The sequence below is a fragment of the Paenibacillus nicotianae genome, from assembly GCF_042681745.1.
GTDB lineage: Bacteria > Bacillota > Bacilli > Paenibacillales > Paenibacillaceae > Saccharibacillus > Saccharibacillus nicotianae.
Map to the genome: position 1 here is coordinate 204,689 of NZ_JBHUGF010000001.1, position 15,840 is coordinate 220,528.

Consider the following 15,840-nt stretch of genomic DNA (forward strand, 5'->3'; position numbering starts at 1 on the left):
GTTTGTCAGACTTTTGGTGATCAAATCATTTTTCTCATTAAACTTAGTCGTGCTGGTATAGATAAGCACTTATTATGAAAATGTAACTGAGATGGACGGGAGACAAAGATGGATCAACCGTTATATGGAATATGGATCGGAGACGTATTTTTTTGTTTTTCCGGTGAAATGTCTGAACCTAAAGTCGATGCTTGGATGAAAGTTATGCGTCGTCTGGAAATGCCGATTGGTCGTAAACCTTTTGCGCAGTCTGGATTGCGTCTGGCTGAATTGAAGTTTGGGCCTTCGGGAAATACGAATGCTAAAGAAGCACCTACACGTCGTGCAGGTAGAAGTAAGCGTCTGCCAGGCCGAATGGTCGAAGGATTAGCGTTGTCCCCTGAGCAAGCATACGATTTGCTACTGAATTGGGATGAAGCCTTATTGGCACGTCAAGGAATTACACCGGGTGGCGAGATGCGCTACTGGCACAAAGTGGTTCAATTTGCCCAAAAACTGTTGCGTGAAGGTAAAATTTTGCCGGATAGTACAGTGATTGCAGGAACAGGTCGTCGTAGTGCTCAAGCTACGTTACATGGAACATGGAAACCTCTTTTACAAGGGGAAGACCGTGAAATGTTTGCCAAATTAGCAGATGCGATTCCGATGATTGGATTGTCAGCATTGTCGTTATTTCCTGCTTCAGAACCGGATCGTCCTGCACAAGCACGTGCAGATGTTCTTCACTCTTTTCTTGTCGCAGTGATGGATGCTGAGATTCGGCGTATGTTCCGTGATGCGGGTTATGGCAAATTCAGAGCTTATATGGCGGCATACCGCAGAGGGACTTCACCTCAAGCTCATCTATGGTGGAATTCGATGTTTGATGCTACAGGCGATCTAGCAGTGCAAGGAACAGCAGATGATATGGCTGAACTTGCAGAACAGATTCGTGAACATAATGGAGCAGCAGTGCCTGTTCCAGAAGTAGAAAATGTCGAAGAACGCAAAGGAGAATTGCGTCTGGTTGTACGATTAGAACCACCGGTCTCAGCAGATGCTACTCCAGCGGAACAAGCGATGTATTCGAATACTCAAGAATGGCGTATGTCTTTTTGGGCAGATGATGAAGCAGATACAGCTATTTTGCTTCCAATCGGCGTATTGTGGAAACACGATAGTACAGAATTAGTCGTGCGTGGTCGTACTTATGAGAATGTGCAACAGCATATTTTAATTCAGCTTGGACAAGCGGCAGAACGCTCACCGATTGTAGCTTCGTTTCTAGAAGTATCCAGCCCTGAAGGTGGATATATGGAAGCAGCGGATGTATATACATTTCTTAAAGAAGATGTTCCCCGGTTGCGCAAATCTGGTGTCGCTGTACAGATTCCTTCACGTTGGACAAGAGAAGGCAAGCGTCGTAGCGGAGTCAAATTAAAACTCAAAACACCACAAGATAACAGTCGTGGCCCTGAAGAAACATCGCGTCTTGGGATGAATCAGATGGTAGCTTTTGAACCGGAAGCTGTGCTAGATGGCAAAACATTAACCGCAGCCGAATTAGCGGAAATCGCTAAAAACGGTGTGCCTTTGATTCCTTTCGATGGGGGATGGATTGAAGTCGATCTGACCGAAATTCGTCAGGTATTACGCTTTATTCGCCGTCATGAAGAAGGCGAAATTTCATTTAATGAATTGATGCATATCTATGCGGATGAAGATGAAAATTCTTGGAATGGTCTGCATATTTTTGAGATCGAGACAGGATCATTACTGAATGGTCTGATGGAAGGCAATGCTTGGCGTGATATTCCGGTGCGTGAAGTGCCTGAAGGTCTACATGGAACATTGCGTCCTTATCAAGAACGAGGATTCCAATGGCTGGCTGCTATGCGTGATCTAGGATTCGGCGCTTGTCTGGCAGATGATATGGGACTTGGTAAAACGGTACAGGTTATTACGTGTATGCTGGATCAACCTGCCGCAGGGCCACGCCTCATCGTATGCCCGACTTCTTTACTCGGGAACTGGCAACGAGAATTAGAGCGGTTTGCTCCTGAAATGAATCTGTATATTCATCATGGTAGTCGTCGTCCGCGTGGTGAAGAATTTCTTCAAGAAGCTAGATCACATGATATCGTTCTGACTACGTATCATCTAGCAGGACGAGATGGTGAAGATTTACGTGAAGTTCACTGGGCTTCTATCGTATTGGATGAAGCACAATATATTAAAAATTACCGCACCAAACAAGCGCAAAGTGTCATGAAACTGAATGCACCGCACCGAATTGCGATGACAGGTACACCTGTAGAAAATCGTCTGAGTGAGTTATGGTCGATTTTCCAATTCTTGAATCCAGGTTATCTGGGTACATCTTCTTCTTTCCGTCAGACCTATAATGCGTCTGGAGTTGAGATGGAGAGTCGCTTGCAGACATTACGCAAATTGGTCGCTCCATTTATGTTGCGTCGTCTCAAAAGTGATCCCGATATTCGTCGTGATCTACCGGATAAGATTGAATTGAAATCGTACTGTTATATGACAGTGGAACAAGCAGGTCTTTATCAAAGTGTGGTCTCTGAAATGTTAGGACGCATGGGAAGCAGTGGTGGAATTACACGTAAAGGAATCGTTCTGTCTTCACTAACCAAATTGAAGCAGATTTGCGATCATCCTCATCTGGTAGCCAGCAACGGTAAGCCAGATACGTCCAAGCAAGAACGTTCAGGTAAAATGGCACGCTTGATAGAGTTACTGGATATGATTCGAGATAGCGGAGAATCAGCGCTAGTCTTTACCCAATATGTTGAAATGGGTGAATTACTGACTGCACGTCTGAGTAAGCATTACGGGCAAGAACCGTTCTTTTTACATGGCGGAGTCAGCAAAGTATTACGTGATGAAATGATCGAAGCTTTTCAAAATGATCAAGGGCCACCGTTATTCGTACTGTCGCTCAAAGCAGGCGGAGTAGGGCTAAATCTAACACGAGCGAATCATGTTATTCACTATGATCGTTGGTGGAATCCGGCGGTAGAGAATCAAGCGACAGATCGTGTATTCCGTATCGGACAGCGCCGTAATGTACAGGTGCATAAGTTGATCTGTCAGGGTACACTAGAAGAGCGTATTGATGAATTGATTGAAAGTAAAAAAACACTGGCAGAGCAAGTCATCGGTACAGGCGAACAATGGTTAACCGAAATGTCAGACGAAGAATTGAAACAACTGGTATCTCTTCAATCTGCGGAATGGGGAGCTGACGAATGAGTACAATCGAATGGACAGTAAGCAACTGGCAAGTCAGCACAGGGCAAATTAAGGCTGATGTATATCCTGCTACAGCCAAGCCTACAGAAGAATCACAAGTCATCTTGCATATCGATCTTCCGTCTGAAGAAGACAAGCAAAAAATGCTACAATCGCTAAGCGCTTCGGCATGGAGTATGTATCTGTTGTTGAATATGGAGTCTCCTTCTTCTTCAACTACAGCTAAAGAGATTGAATTGATGCCCAAGCATGTGCTTCAAGATGTACATGATTGGTCTGGAGCGGGAGAAGATTTATTGCTTTATACGCCTTATATCAAAGATCAATCTTCTGCTGTGATCGATCTGCCTGTGCGTCAAGTGGAGGGTTCGTCAGAGCAACAAAGCCCTCAAGTGCAAGCTTTGGTACAGCAATCCAGTGAACGACTAGCGGCGAATCCTTTGCTGGCATGGGAATTGGCAGGATGGAGTCCCAAAGTATTATCCAAAGATATTTTCCATATCTGGGGACAACAAGTATCTGCTCAAGCACAAAGTGAATTTGCTGTAGAAGATGGGACAATGGGGGGACAGTCTTTTTCCGATGAACCCAATCTAGGCAGTTTGCTGGCTGAAGCGGCTACTGCTGGAACATTGCACCAACCCGGAGAAGGTCTGGCAGAAGTAGAAGCTTATTTAAATAAATCGAATAAACAATGGAACAAACAATTAGAAGGTGCTACCGCCAAAAAATTAATTCCATTTGTTGAAAGTAAAGAGTTAGACTTACCCGATATTGAAGCTCTATTACCAGGTGTACAGGGTGCAAGTATAGGGTATCAGGAAGTACGCAAGCAAGTGGCAGAACGTATGATGCGGAGTCATTTTGCAAAATAAAGGAGTTTGAGAATGAATACCAAAAAGCCACTACGAGTACAATGGAATATGATTATTCCAGCAAGTGTACTATTGTCAGGAGTCTTATTAGCAGGTTGCGGAGCAAGTGCAGATCAATCAGCGACGACAGCTCCAACATCGGCAACTAACACATCGAGTACGACAGCAGAGACTCCATCTTCATCTACACAGACGACAGGTGGAACCAGTGCAAATGCGACAACAGCAAGCACGACAAGTAGTACAGGCGACTCTTTACTACAACAGCGTGAAGACAGTTCACTTCAATCAACTATCAAAAAGATGAATGGCAAAATGGTGATTACCAATCCTGAGTCGATGACTGTGATTGTAAACAAAAAGCGTTCCTTACCCGATGGCTATATTCCACCGGATTTGGTAGTGCCCAAAGTAGCATTCTCTTATGATGGTGTGTTAGAAAAAAGTCATATGCGTAAAGAAGCCGCAGGAGCATTAGAAAAACTATTTGCTGCTTCCAAAAAAGCAGGGCTAGATCTAAGAGCTGTCTCTGGTTATCGTTCGTATAAGCGTCAAGTGACGATCTACAACAATAACGTAGCAACTAAAGGTCAAGCATATACCGATCGTGTAAGTGCCAAGCCAGGAACCAGTGAGCATCAAACCGGTCTAGCTATCGATGTATCAGGGCCGGGTATTGGTTATGGTCTGGAGCAATCTTTCGGAGCAACGGCAGAAGGCAAATGGTTAGCCAAAAATGCAGCAGACTATGGATTCGTGATTCGCTACAAAAAAGGTGCAGATGCGATTACCGGTTATACATGGGAACCGTGGCATATTCGTTATATTGGCAAAGAGTTAGCACAAGATGTAACAGCTAAAAATCTAACGCTTGAAGAATATTTTGACGAAGATCAGATTCAGAAATAAAGGAGGGAAGCTATGAACCATCGGCGGAAAATGACGGTATTTGCTACTATTTTACTGTTGGAAGCGACCGGATGTGCCTTTAACCCCGGTGCATCAATGCAGAAGTCGACTCCATCTGTTGAAGCGTCAGTTGCGCCATTGGTTCAAGAAGGCAAGATCAGTCTCTATGCGAGTGAAGAAAAAGATGGACTCTATCACCATATAGCGATTGATGAAGGTCAAGGCGAGCAAGTGCAACACTATGACTGGGATACAGTAAGCAACCCGGGTTATGAACCGATGATTCATGAACAAGACTTGAATGGAGACGGGCAAGCAGAGATGATTGTAATCACGACCAAAGGCTATGGAACAGGGGTATACATATCCGAAGCCCATGTGATTGAACGTCAGCAACAGACAGAAGTAGCAGTGGAAGATGCACTCGCATATACCAAAGCTCATGTTTCGTTTTCAGTGGTGCATCAATCAGGAACATCTTCGATCAGAGCTGCTGTTACCGATCAGCCTGCGGTCGAATTGTCTTTGAAAGCTACAGATAAGAATGAATTGCCTCAATTTGGCAATATTATTGATTATCGTCTGGATGAAGATCATACGTTAACCGCAGAAGTAGCGGCTCAATTAGCAGATGGTGAAGCGGTGGGAACTGCCATTTTACACTATCAATGGGATCAAGGAACAATGAAAGTCAGTCAGATTACTTTCGAAGCTGTCGCCTCCTAATACAAACAAAAAGCATGCGTGTCTCATCATACTATGATAGAGATCGCATGCTTTTTGAGTTATAAAGACATTGTAAAAAAAGAAAAGAGTATTTTGAACGTTAGATTAATTGGTTGACTCTTTGCGCACATAAGGCGGTGGAGGAGTAACCGATTCATCCAGTGATAAGACTTCTTTACGCAGATTAAGCATTTTGAGATCCAATTCATCTGCGGCTTTGGCGGCTTCGGTCAGTTCATGAACAATATGTGGAGGTACCTGTTTGTCATACTTATAGAAAATAATATGTTCCAGACTCGCCCAGAAATCCATTGCCAGTGTACGCATTTGAATCTCCACTTTGACCCAGCGTTTACCTTCCATCAATACCAGCGGAACCGCTACAATCACATGTAGACTCTGGTATCCATTGGACTTGGGATTAGCGATATAATCTTTGATTTCGATAATCTTAATATCTTCCCGTTGCTGTAAATGATTGAACATCCGGTAAATGTCTTGTACAAAAGCACATACAATACGCATACCTGCAATATCATGAATATGTTCAAAAATATTATCAACCGTTGTATCCAATCCTTTACGCACAAGCTTTTCGATCATACTTTTAGGATCTTTAAGACGAGTTTTGATATGTTCGATCGGGCTAAATCCATCAGTTAATTCCCATTCTGCTTGAATCAATTTGATTTTGTTCTGTAATTCTTCTAACGCCAATTCATACAGAATCGGTAGCTTTTTCCATTCTTCAAATTGCTTGAGTGTATCTGCATGTTCACTAATTTCTTTAAGTTTGGATAAATCTAGATTGTTTAGATTTAACGAAATAATCTTGTCTATTTCACTCATACCAGTCACCTCTGCTTCTATTGTACACGGGTTGAAAAGGTAAACAAAATTTGTGATATTAGCAATAGTCAACTCTACGACTTAAAGGCTTCGATTAAAAAGCGTGATGGAGCAACCGTTTTGCCATGATGCATAGCTGGAGAAGATACATATAGTTCTTGCTTGGCTCGTGTCACTGCCACATAAGCAATACGGCGTTCTTCTTCCAGTGCCGCTTTCATCAAAATGCCTTCTTTATCAGGGCCTTTCATATTTTGCGCAGCCCGTACATCTTCAGGGGCAAAATCTTGTAACGCTGCTTCATGTGGTAAAATGCCTTCGGAAGCACCGAGTAGATACACACAAGGAAATTCTAATCCTTTTGCACGATGAATCGTCATCAGATGAACCCCTTGAGGTGATTCTTGTTTGAGTAATTCTGTCATTTTTTCACGTTTCATCGATAATTCATCTGCAAATTTGACCATTTCTTCTACAGTAGCAAATTTAGCAGCAGCACTTTCAAGTTCATCTAGTGTCTCGCGAATATTATCTTTGTGACGGGTGGCTGGCCCGCTAAAGTCTGCACTGGCGAATTTATCATAAAACACACGTCGTATTTCTTGAATCGCGTACAGCGGCTTCATTTCTTTGATCTTTTTGAGAAACACAATTCGATCTTTCACCTGTTGACGTTGAAACGATTTGAGTCGATCCCAATGATACAGATGGATTAACGGATATTTTTTCGATTGTTGCTGTTCTTTCATCATAATATGATCCATACCGGCATCTCTAGAAATATACAGCGGGCCAATAACACCAGGTAACGCATCCATTCGGCGTGGCTTAATAGCCAGGCGCAAATGATCCATAATCGGACGAATCAGTGCATGATCATAAAATACAGGTGCTTCCCCGTATTGAATAAATGGAATATCTTCCATCAACAATCGCTCTGCAATCGCCCGCGTACCACTGATCGTCCGGTGAAGTAAAGCAATATCACCAAGCGACATGCCTTGCTTTTGTTGTTCTAACAACCGTTGTACCACTTGATCGGCTTCGGCATCAGCATGAGCAGGACGCAAATAACGAGGGGCTTGTCCTGCCTCTACGCCTGCTTTTAATATTTTATGATGACGGGCAGTATTATGCGTAACAATATGTGTACCGAGACCCAAAATCTGTGGATGGCTCCGGTAATTAATATCCAGCGCAATAATTTTGGTTCCCGGATATTCTTGCGGAAAGTTCAAAATATATTCTTGCTTGGCTCCGTTAAATGAATAGATCGTCTGATCATCGTCACCTACGACCATCAAGTTGCGATGAGCATCTGCGATTTTGCGAACCATCCCATATTGTAGTCGATTGCTATCTTGAAATTCATCAACCATAATATATTGAAAACGTTCCTGTAATATCGCTAATGTATGCGGATCATGTAGCAATTTATCGGTACGTAATAAAATATCATCAAAATCGATCCGGCGATATTCTTGCTTCCATTCTTCGTAACGACAAAGTAAAGCGCAACGATCTCGCTCTTCGGGCGTATCTTTAGGTAGATCTTCTGCTGATCCACCATCGAGCTTCATTGCAGATAACGTTGCTAACAATGTCTCCGGTGGAGTAGTACTGGTCGAACCGATTTCTCGGCGTAAACGTTGTAATACAGCATGCTGAGCACGTGCATCGCCAAAGATTTCTTCTGTCAGATTGCCATATCGTCTAAGCATCAATAGACCGAAAGAATGAAAGGTACGAGCTTCGACCGCACGCGCTTTGGCGGCTGAAATGCCTGGTAACGCTGCAATTCTTGACTTCATTTCAGCAGCGGCTTTGGTGGTAAACGTGACTAACAAAATCTGACGTGGATCTATGTTACGTACAGATAATAAGTATCCTGCACGAGCAGTCAATACAGTAGTCTTGCCACAGCCTGCTCCAGCCAATGCCAAAAGTGGACCTGTGCCATGCCTTACTGCTTCAATTTGCGGAGCATTGAGTAGAATACCCTGACTTTCCAGAGCGCGGAAAAACGAAGCATCTCCCTCTTTATCCGAAATAAGAGTTATACTGGTATCACGAGGTGCGCTTTCGGCAGCCGGAACAGTTGTATGCGGTTGAATACCTTGAGGTCGCGGGTAATCTTGCCATAGGGTGTCTTTCAACAGATAAATCTTCCTTTCCGGCTTATCTTTTTCAAGTACAGCAGAAATTTGGTATGATAGAAGCAACCCGTATCCGGGTACTGCTATACATATCCTTCTATTATAATGGATAGATAGCAGTTGAAGTAGTACCCTGAGTATATTCATATGAAAAATTCAATGAAACGGTAACGACCATTTATCTATAATCTATACATAAATGGTGTGAATTAGAGGAGGAGAACAGTCATGAATTTGTTGCAACGGCTCAAAAGTGGCGCAGGTAAAGCGACCGAGCGTGCACAGAATGCAGTAGAGATTAACCGGTTAAACGGTCATGTGACAGATATTGAACGCGAAATCGAGGTTCATTATTTGCGGATGGGTCAAGTATTTTACGAAGGGTACCGTGCCGGAGACATGTCCATTGCTGAAGAAGAGATGACTGATTTATGCAAAGCATGTGATCTGTTAATGGAAGAAATTGATGAAGTACACACTAAAATTGCTGTTCTCAAAAATGAACGTGTCTGCGAATGTGGAACCGTTGTATCTTTGGAAGCTAATTTCTGTCCGAATTGTGGACGCAAAATGGAAAAATTGCCTGTTACCGTTAAACGTGAACAAGGATTCGGCGATGATCCTGATGATGAGCGCAATTCACCGATCGTTTATCCGACTCAATATGAACAAGAGCTTGATAAAGAAGACGAAGAGTTGCAAGATATTCCTGTCGATGAAGAAGAATCACGTCGGGCAGAACGTCTACGTGAAGAGCATGAACGTCAGGAAGAATTGGATCGTCTGGTACGTTCATGGAAAGAAAATCTGGGTGTAGATGACAATGGAGATGAAGAAGATTTTCCAGGACAACCGGAAGCTAAAGTGAAATTAGAAAAAGAAGAGTTGACTGAAAAGCCAGCACATCCACCTGTGATTCCTGCGGCGGCAACAGCAACCCCAGTTACTCCTACACCTATGGAAGAAGAAGCTGTAGAACCTGAACTCGGAACAGATATGTTCAGTTGTCAGGTATGTGGAAGTGCATTGCAAAAAGGTTCCAAATGGTGCCCTAATTGCGGAGCAGAGCAGTTGTAATATACTGATTCTTTTGCTCAGAAAGATTGATATACTTATCTTCAATACATCAACAGCTATCGTTTGCAGACCAATCGGGAAGGATGACGAACCTGATGGAACAATTGCTTAATCATTTACGCCATCTCGGGTTTACAGAATTGGAAGCCAAAGTGATGGTAAGTCTGACACAGCAAGGTACACAATCCGGTTACGAAGTAGCGAAGCGGCTTGGTGTGTCTAGATCGAATGTATATGCTACACTACAACGTCTGGTATCCCGAGGTGTGCTTCAATTGACTCCAGGTGAGCCTGCTCGTTACACGATGATGCCTATCAAAGAATTTACCCACATGATCTCAGGTCAGGTGGGTGAATCTTTATCGTATTTAGAACAACATATGCCTAGTGAAACTCATGAACAACCGTCTTTTTTTATTGTAGAAGGAGAACGCAAAGTCATTGAGACATTGAATCGTGAGTTGGATAAAGCGAGCGAAGAGATTGTAGCAGGAATATGGCGGGAAGAAGCTAAATGGTCAAGGCAAGGATTAGAGCGAGCAGAGCAACGTGGTGTACGGGTGTTATGGTCTTTTGAAGGCGAAGAAGATGGCAAATTCTCAGGGATGTTGCCGTTAACAGCAAGTCAACAAGGCGGACGCAAGTTCTGGTTAGTGGTCGATCGACGCTGGTGTATTGTAGGAATGAGAGGCGATCAATTACCTGCACAAGCGATTGTTACCGAACATCCACTGATGGTGGAGTTATTACTTCAGCATTTTGCCCAGGAAATTATTCTATTTGAACTTGAAAATGACCTGGGTGCTGAATTGGTTCGGCGCTATGGAGAAGGATATGAGCAGATTTTAAGTAAGTATATGCCTAGCTTTGTACAGAAAGAAACAGATTAAAGAGTGAGTAGCTTCTGGAAAACATCGATACAATAATGACCTTCATGAGGGACAAATTGTTCACGCTGAACGGTAAGCTTGTGAATCGTTGGCGTAGAATCTGTTGTATAGACCCCAGAAGCCATCACTTTATCACGTGTACCTTGATATAATTCAATCATAGCTTGTAAAGGAGCTTCAAAAATACCGGATACTTCATCCACTTGTAATTGATACTGTTGAAGTTCGTACGGGCTGAACGCACCGAATACACTGCTAACTTCGCGATCAATAAATTCCCCGTACTGAGTACTTCCGAAGGTCTCATCACGTACATCAAGTAAATGAGTTAATTGCTCATAACGAAGTGGAACCCCTAATTCTTCTTGGATTTCACGAGCAGCTTCGATAAAAGTCTCTCCCGCAGATAAATGACCAGCAGCCGTAATATCGTACATATCTGGAAATGTATCTTTATCAGGATGACGTTGTTGAAACACCAATTGTCGACCTTCTAAGGTATCTCGGATTAACCAGCAATGAAATGTATGATGCCAGTGACCCAGTCGGTGAACTTCAGAACGTTCACATACGCCTAGATGTTGATCTTGTTCATCATAAATATCGAGCCATTCAGTTGTTACCATTTTGTGACACTTCCTTTCAAAGTTAAATATTTCATATTCAAACAAGTCATATTTGTTCTATTATTGAATTATAAGTTGTTTTAGTAACGTAAAAAAAACGACTTTCTACTATTATAATAGTAGAGTTCTTAGAGAGAAGAAATACTAATATTCGGAGAGGATGAGAAACAATGGAATGTATTGTAAAATTTGATGTTGTTCATGACCATGAAGTGAAGTCGTTACGAGGTCTTGTATTTGTAGACGATGACAAAACACCAACCACCGAACAGCTACAAGATATGTTTAAAGATATGAAATATGAAGTAACGGTAGATCGAGGAGATGCTTTACGCTTTGTACCTACACAGTCGCCTGCTTCTTTTCAATATATTCGTATCAAAGAATTAGATACAGGCAACAAAAAGTTTACAGAAGATCGGGATTTAAAAGGAATACTGTCCAACTTGCTGCCTACCTCGAATCGTCCTATTTAAAACAAATAGTGATACAGAGGGAGCAGAAAAATGATTACAAGGTTGCAATATCTTTTGATTCTTTAAAAAAACCTCTTTCCATTGATGCGGAAAGAGGTTTTTTGTGCATAGTTACGCATGTGCCTTATGTAGCTCTGATGTACATTGAGGACAGCGGCTAGCTTTGATCGAAATTTCTGTCATGCAGTAAGGACATTCGCGTGTTGTTTTCTCAGGTGCAGGTTTTTCGTGTTCTTTACGCTTCATCATATTGATACCTTTGATCAGAAGGAACACACACAGCGCAACGATTAAAAAATCGATTACCGTATTGATGAATTGTCCGTATGCAATGACACTCGCGCCTGCCTTCTGTGCATCGGCAAGGGAAGAGTAGACTACGGTAGAATCACCAAATGTTCGATCCAAGTCCCAGAACAAATTAGAAAAATTAGTACCTCCGAGCAATTTCCCGATAGGAGGCATGATGATATCATTAACGAGAGACGTTACAATTTTACCAAAAGCGGCTCCAATAATAACCCCTACTGCTAAATCAATCACATTTCCGCGTACCGCAAACTCTTTAAATTCTTTCACTAAGCCCATAGTTCTTAACTCCTCTCTTTTATCATATTTGAATAAATCATATTACTTTGGGGTAATGCTCCATTATGCCTTTTAAACAATACAATTTTAACATAAGCCATAAACATGAATAAATAGAAGAATGTCGCGATGATAAAATTAACGTCCTGAATTACTAAATCAATTGATTAAAAGTAGATGATGGATAATAACCCTAAAATTTGAATTGTTAATTAAATTATCCATTATTCAATAAAGGACTAGATAATAAGACTCAATTTAGTTAGCTAAAAAAAATAAAGTGAGACTTAGGTATAGTCATCCGACATTTATTGTTTCTTTTTGCTCAGTCCAAAAGAGATAGAAAGTCGAAATTTAAATAAATAAAGTTTTATTTTTATACTAGATTTCGACATGATTTTCAGGTAACCTATTTTATAATTATTCGAAACGAATAAAAAGAGACAGGATTAACAGGAGGGAATTAACTGTGAGAAACCAGAACGTGCTTAATGAACAATGGATGCAAAAACGGAATGGTGTTAAAACTTTCTTTCATAAACTTTCCGTGGATCCATCGCTCAAGCAGGAAAAAGAAGGAAATAAAGATTTTGATGTAAATGAATGGTTAGAGATGGCGACTTCTCCATTACCTGAAGAAATATCCCATCAGTATGGCATTTACGAAGATAAAATGTATCGTCCATTACAAACAAATACCCATCATGGGGTGAATGTTGCTGTGTTAGTGGACTTGCTTTTCAAAAAATCGGGTCTGAAATCAAGTGCAGACGATCTTGTGAAACATATGAATAATGGTGGTACTCTGGAAGGATTTATTACAAAACAGGATATCTAAATTGCCTAAAAAAGTAAAATGTAAGAAAATTTGCAATTGAAAGAGGTTTACAAAATTTTCAGAACGCATTATAATGAGCGCAGGAGTTATTCAAAACGAATAACTTTTCGAATGGAAATCATATTACACAAATGTAATAATTTAGAAGCTTAACTATTAACCAATGACATTATACAAACAATTTTAGGAGAGGTGGGCACGTAATGAAAATCAGTTTTAAAGGTATTGATATGGAGGGTACGCCTCAAGAAGTATTTATGCTAATTCGATTGATTGACGGTCCGCTTCAAGAAAAGAATCATATAGAATCAAGGGCATCCGTTAACGAAGAAGTGTTGGAGACAAGTCATAGCGAATGGACAGCGATTTCTACTCAATGGGCAGCTAAACAACCACTTCATACACAAACCTTTTTTCAAACTCCGTTAAATCCCTATCAGGTGTACCCGGATCATGTGGCTGATGAAGAAGTTACGACATTTGCCAACCTCGGCACCTAAGATGTTTCCTACTATCGCAGAACACACAATTAGATTTATGGACAGAGTTGTGATACTCTAACGATTCCAACCCAGTCACAATAGACGGCAATCTCTCGTAATCGTAGGCATTATGTGAACGCCGTTATTTCTTATTCAAACTATGTTACAAATTTGTAATAAATAAATGACAAACTGTAACTTATTGTGCTACAACTTGGTTGGTTCGTTTTTTGAAAGTAATCATCAGGGGATATTTTCAACATAGGAGGAGTGCTGAAGTCATTCAATCTACAAGTAAAGAGTGATCCAACGTTCGTAGCTTTGAGATCAACTCAACTTATACGTCATTGGAGGTAGGATTGTGGAGATTAAACAATATTTTAATATTATTAAAAAGCGATTATGGTTGGTTCTTTTGATTATTGTGGTCATTACAGTCGGAACAGGCGTCTACGCTTATATGACAAATAGCCCGCAATACAGTGCTACAGCCAAATTGGTTGTCAATAGCAGCCCAACAGCAGGCGATGACAGTACAACAGCTAATATCGGAGCGATCAATTCTAATATTCAGTTAATCAAAACGTACAAAGAAATTATTAAAACGCCTGCCATTATGAACAAAGTGGTAAAAGAATATCCAGACTTGAATGCAAATGCTTCACAATTGATCAATCAGGTGAGTGTCAACGCAGTCAATGAAACACAAGTGATGTCAGTGTCAGTTGTGGATACATCGTATGAGAGTGCTGCTAAAAAAGTAAATGCGATTGCAGCGGTATTCCAACGTGAGATTCCAACACTGATGAATTTTGATAACATTATTATTTTGGACAAAGCAGACCCTAGCGTTTCTACACCGCCGATTACAACTAGCCCGATGTTGTTTGTATTAATCGCATTGGTATTGTCAGTGGTTGTAGGTATCGCAATTGCCTTTTTACTGGAGTATATGGACGATTCGATCAAAAGCGAGGAAGATATCCGCGATGTTCTCGGAATGCCTGTGCTTGGAGTGATCGCCAAAATGAAAGAAGAAGACATGACGGCAAAAGAAAGAGTGCCAGCTAAGCCGTTTACAGGAGGTGGAGAACGTGCCAACCACACTTAAATGGCCGTTAATTACCAAAGAAAATCCAAAGTCATTGATCGCAGAATCTTATAAAGGTCTGCGTACTAATATTGATTTTTCCCGATTGGATGCCAAAGTGAAAAGTATTATCGTCACTTCTGCCACATTGGGCGAAGGTAAAAGTACAACTGTTGCTAATTTAGCAATTGCTTATGCAGAGACAGGACGTAGTGTTCTGATTATTGATGGTGACTTACGTAACCCGGCGATGCACCGTATTTTCAATATTTCGAATAGTATAGGGTTATCGAATGTGTTGTTTGATAAAGACGATCTATCTAAAGCGATTCAATCGACTCGCACATTGAATCTAAGTGTTATGACTTCCGGTGCTGTACCGCCTAATCCTTCTGAGATTCTAGGATCGAAGCGAATGGAAGCTTTGATGGATGAAGTGAAGTCGGAATACGATCTGGTGATTTTGGATACACCGCCTTTGCTACCTTTTACCGATGCACAAGTAGCGACACCGCTATGTGAGGGTGTTGTCATGGTCATCAAAGCAGGTGGAGCCAGTCGTAAAGATATCGTCAAAGCAACAGCTAGTCTTGAATTTGTAGGTGCTCATGTATTAGGCGCTGTACTAAATCAAGCGAGTCGCAAAACATTATCAACAGCTTATCATGAAGAGCAATAACTGACTTTCAACTATATAGGTCAAGCTTGGGGTAATGTCTCCTGCACCCATATCACTGGAGATACTCGGTCATGCTGTGGGCTACAAAAGTAGCCTTAGACGTTTATCGTCAAGGGTATGATGGTGAGGACGGGTTGAATGCCCGGATTCGTATAATGTTACAGAGCCGGAATGCGAATAGGCTGAAGATATGCGTTATAGTAAAAAACCATTGGAGAGAATATAACTCCTGTCTTCAGAATTCTCATTGCAACAGAAGGCTCCTAAGCATCGATCTTACCTTCTATGAAAAGGTTAAGGTCGGAATGCTTACATACCTGCAAC

General features: G+C 41.5%; 15 protein-coding genes. 11 read left to right on the plus strand and 4 right to left on the minus strand.

Translation table 11 applies throughout. The annotated features are described in order from the left end of the window. Positions 1-108: 108 nt before the first annotated feature. From ACFSGI_RS00920 to ACFSGI_RS00935, 4 genes are read left to right on the plus strand one after another with little or no spacing between them, the layout of a single operon-like run. Entirely contained in the window at positions 109-3,255 is a 3,147-nt protein-coding gene (locus tag ACFSGI_RS00920) for a DEAD/DEAH box helicase (RefSeq protein ID WP_204826508.1), read from the plus strand. Further along, entirely contained in the window at positions 3,252-4,130 is an 879-nt protein-coding gene (locus ACFSGI_RS00925) for a hypothetical protein (RefSeq protein WP_204826509.1), read from the plus strand. The genes ACFSGI_RS00920 and ACFSGI_RS00925 overlap by 4 nt, the downstream gene beginning before the upstream one ends. A 12-nt stretch (positions 4,131-4,142) precedes the next feature. Next, a complete protein-coding gene (locus ACFSGI_RS00930; RefSeq protein ID WP_204826510.1) occupies positions 4,143-5,039 on the plus strand; it encodes a M15 family metallopeptidase in 897 nt (298 codons plus the stop codon). A 12-nt stretch (positions 5,040-5,051) separates the two neighbouring features. Further along, entirely contained in the window at positions 5,052-5,765 is a 714-nt protein-coding gene (locus ACFSGI_RS00935; protein WP_204826511.1) for a hypothetical protein, read from the plus strand. 105 nt (positions 5,766-5,870) lie between these two features. Here ACFSGI_RS00935 and ACFSGI_RS00940 read toward each other — a convergent pair whose 3' ends face one another. Beyond that, positions 5,871-6,614 (minus strand): GTP pyrophosphokinase, encoded by a 744-nt coding sequence (locus tag ACFSGI_RS00940; RefSeq protein ID WP_204826512.1) that lies wholly within the window; start codon positions 6,612-6,614, stop codon positions 5,871-5,873. Between the two features lie 74 nt (positions 6,615-6,688). Then, positions 6,689-8,770, minus strand: a complete 2,082-nt coding sequence (locus tag ACFSGI_RS00945; protein WP_204826513.1) for an ATP-dependent helicase — start codon at positions 8,768-8,770, stop codon at positions 6,689-6,691. Positions 8,771-8,998: 228 nt separating this feature from the next. Between ACFSGI_RS00945 and ACFSGI_RS00950 the strand changes: the two genes are divergently transcribed. Together ACFSGI_RS00950 and ACFSGI_RS00955 are read left to right on the plus strand one after the other, a co-directional pair. Continuing rightward, positions 8,999-9,847, plus strand: coding sequence for a zinc ribbon domain-containing protein (locus ACFSGI_RS00950; protein ID WP_204826514.1), 849 nt, complete (start codon positions 8,999-9,001; stop codon positions 9,845-9,847). A 95-nt stretch (positions 9,848-9,942) separates the two neighbouring features. Then, on the plus strand, positions 9,943-10,737 hold the full coding sequence (locus ACFSGI_RS00955; protein ID WP_204826515.1) for a TrmB family transcriptional regulator: 795 nt from the start codon (positions 9,943-9,945) through the stop codon (positions 10,735-10,737). On the opposite strand, the gene ACFSGI_RS00960 is transcribed toward ACFSGI_RS00955, so the two are convergent. Next, positions 10,734-11,363, minus strand: coding sequence for an NUDIX hydrolase (locus tag ACFSGI_RS00960; protein ID WP_204826516.1), 630 nt, complete (start codon positions 11,361-11,363; stop codon positions 10,734-10,736). The two genes, ACFSGI_RS00955 and ACFSGI_RS00960, sit on opposite strands and share 4 nt — an antisense overlap. Positions 11,364-11,533: 170 nt before the next feature. Here ACFSGI_RS00960 and ACFSGI_RS00965 point away from each other — a divergent pair, with 170 nt between their 5' ends. Continuing rightward, the gene (locus ACFSGI_RS00965; protein WP_204826517.1) at positions 11,534-11,839 is read left to right on the plus strand and encodes a hypothetical protein; all 306 of its coding nucleotides are present in this window, start codon (positions 11,534-11,536) and stop codon (positions 11,837-11,839) included. Between the two features lie 111 nt (positions 11,840-11,950). On the opposite strand, the gene mscL is transcribed toward ACFSGI_RS00965, so the two are convergent. Then, the gene (gene mscL, locus ACFSGI_RS00970; protein WP_204826518.1) at positions 11,951-12,427 is read right to left on the minus strand and encodes a large conductance mechanosensitive channel protein MscL; all 477 of its coding nucleotides are present in this window, start codon (positions 12,425-12,427) and stop codon (positions 11,951-11,953) included. A gap of 469 nt (positions 12,428-12,896) precedes the next feature. Here mscL and ACFSGI_RS00975 point away from each other — a divergent pair, with 469 nt between their 5' ends. The 4 genes from ACFSGI_RS00975 to ACFSGI_RS00990 all read left to right on the plus strand — a co-directional run bounded on the left by ACFSGI_RS00975 (position 12,897) and on the right by ACFSGI_RS00990 (position 15,516). Next, complete coding sequence (locus tag ACFSGI_RS00975; protein WP_204826519.1) at positions 12,897-13,265, plus strand: hypothetical protein; 369 nt, start codon at positions 12,897-12,899, stop codon at positions 13,263-13,265. Between the two features lie 203 nt (positions 13,266-13,468). Further along, on the plus strand, positions 13,469-13,765 hold the full coding sequence (locus ACFSGI_RS00980) for a hypothetical protein (protein WP_204826520.1): 297 nt from the start codon (positions 13,469-13,471) through the stop codon (positions 13,763-13,765). A gap of 343 nt (positions 13,766-14,108) precedes the next feature. Further along, entirely contained in the window at positions 14,109-14,858 is a 750-nt protein-coding gene (locus ACFSGI_RS00985) for a YveK family protein (protein WP_204826521.1), read from the plus strand. After that, entirely contained in the window at positions 14,842-15,516 is a 675-nt protein-coding gene (locus tag ACFSGI_RS00990; RefSeq protein WP_204826522.1) for a CpsD/CapB family tyrosine-protein kinase, read from the plus strand. Before ACFSGI_RS00985 ends, ACFSGI_RS00990 begins: the two co-directional genes overlap by 17 nt. Positions 15,517-15,840 lie beyond the last annotated feature (324 nt).

Excerpts from the sequence above, each read along its gene's own strand:
- ACFSGI_RS00920 (WP_204826508.1), top strand. The coding sequence starts at position 109 with ATGGATCAACCGTTATATGGAATATGGATCGGAGACGTATTTTTTTGT.
- ACFSGI_RS00925 (WP_204826509.1), top strand. The coding sequence starts at position 3,252 with ATGAGTACAATCGAATGGACAGTAAGCAACTGGCAAGTCAGCACAGGG.
- ACFSGI_RS00930 (WP_204826510.1), top strand. The coding sequence starts at position 4,143 with ATGAATACCAAAAAGCCACTACGAGTACAATGGAATATGATTATTCCA.
- ACFSGI_RS00935 (WP_204826511.1), top strand. The coding sequence starts at position 5,052 with ATGAACCATCGGCGGAAAATGACGGTATTTGCTACTATTTTACTGTTG.
- ACFSGI_RS00940 (WP_204826512.1), bottom strand. The coding sequence starts at position 6,614 with ATGAGTGAAATAGACAAGATTATTTCGTTAAATCTAAACAATCTAGAT.
- ACFSGI_RS00950 (WP_204826514.1), top strand. The coding sequence starts at position 8,999 with ATGAATTTGTTGCAACGGCTCAAAAGTGGCGCAGGTAAAGCGACCGAG.
- ACFSGI_RS00955 (WP_204826515.1), top strand. The coding sequence starts at position 9,943 with ATGGAACAATTGCTTAATCATTTACGCCATCTCGGGTTTACAGAATTG.
- ACFSGI_RS00960 (WP_204826516.1), bottom strand. The coding sequence starts at position 11,363 with ATGGTAACAACTGAATGGCTCGATATTTATGATGAACAAGATCAACAT.
- ACFSGI_RS00965 (WP_204826517.1), top strand. The coding sequence starts at position 11,534 with ATGGAATGTATTGTAAAATTTGATGTTGTTCATGACCATGAAGTGAAG.
- mscL (WP_204826518.1), bottom strand. The coding sequence starts at position 12,427 with ATGGGCTTAGTGAAAGAATTTAAAGAGTTTGCGGTACGCGGAAATGTG.
- ACFSGI_RS00980 (WP_204826520.1), top strand. The coding sequence starts at position 13,469 with ATGAAAATCAGTTTTAAAGGTATTGATATGGAGGGTACGCCTCAAGAA.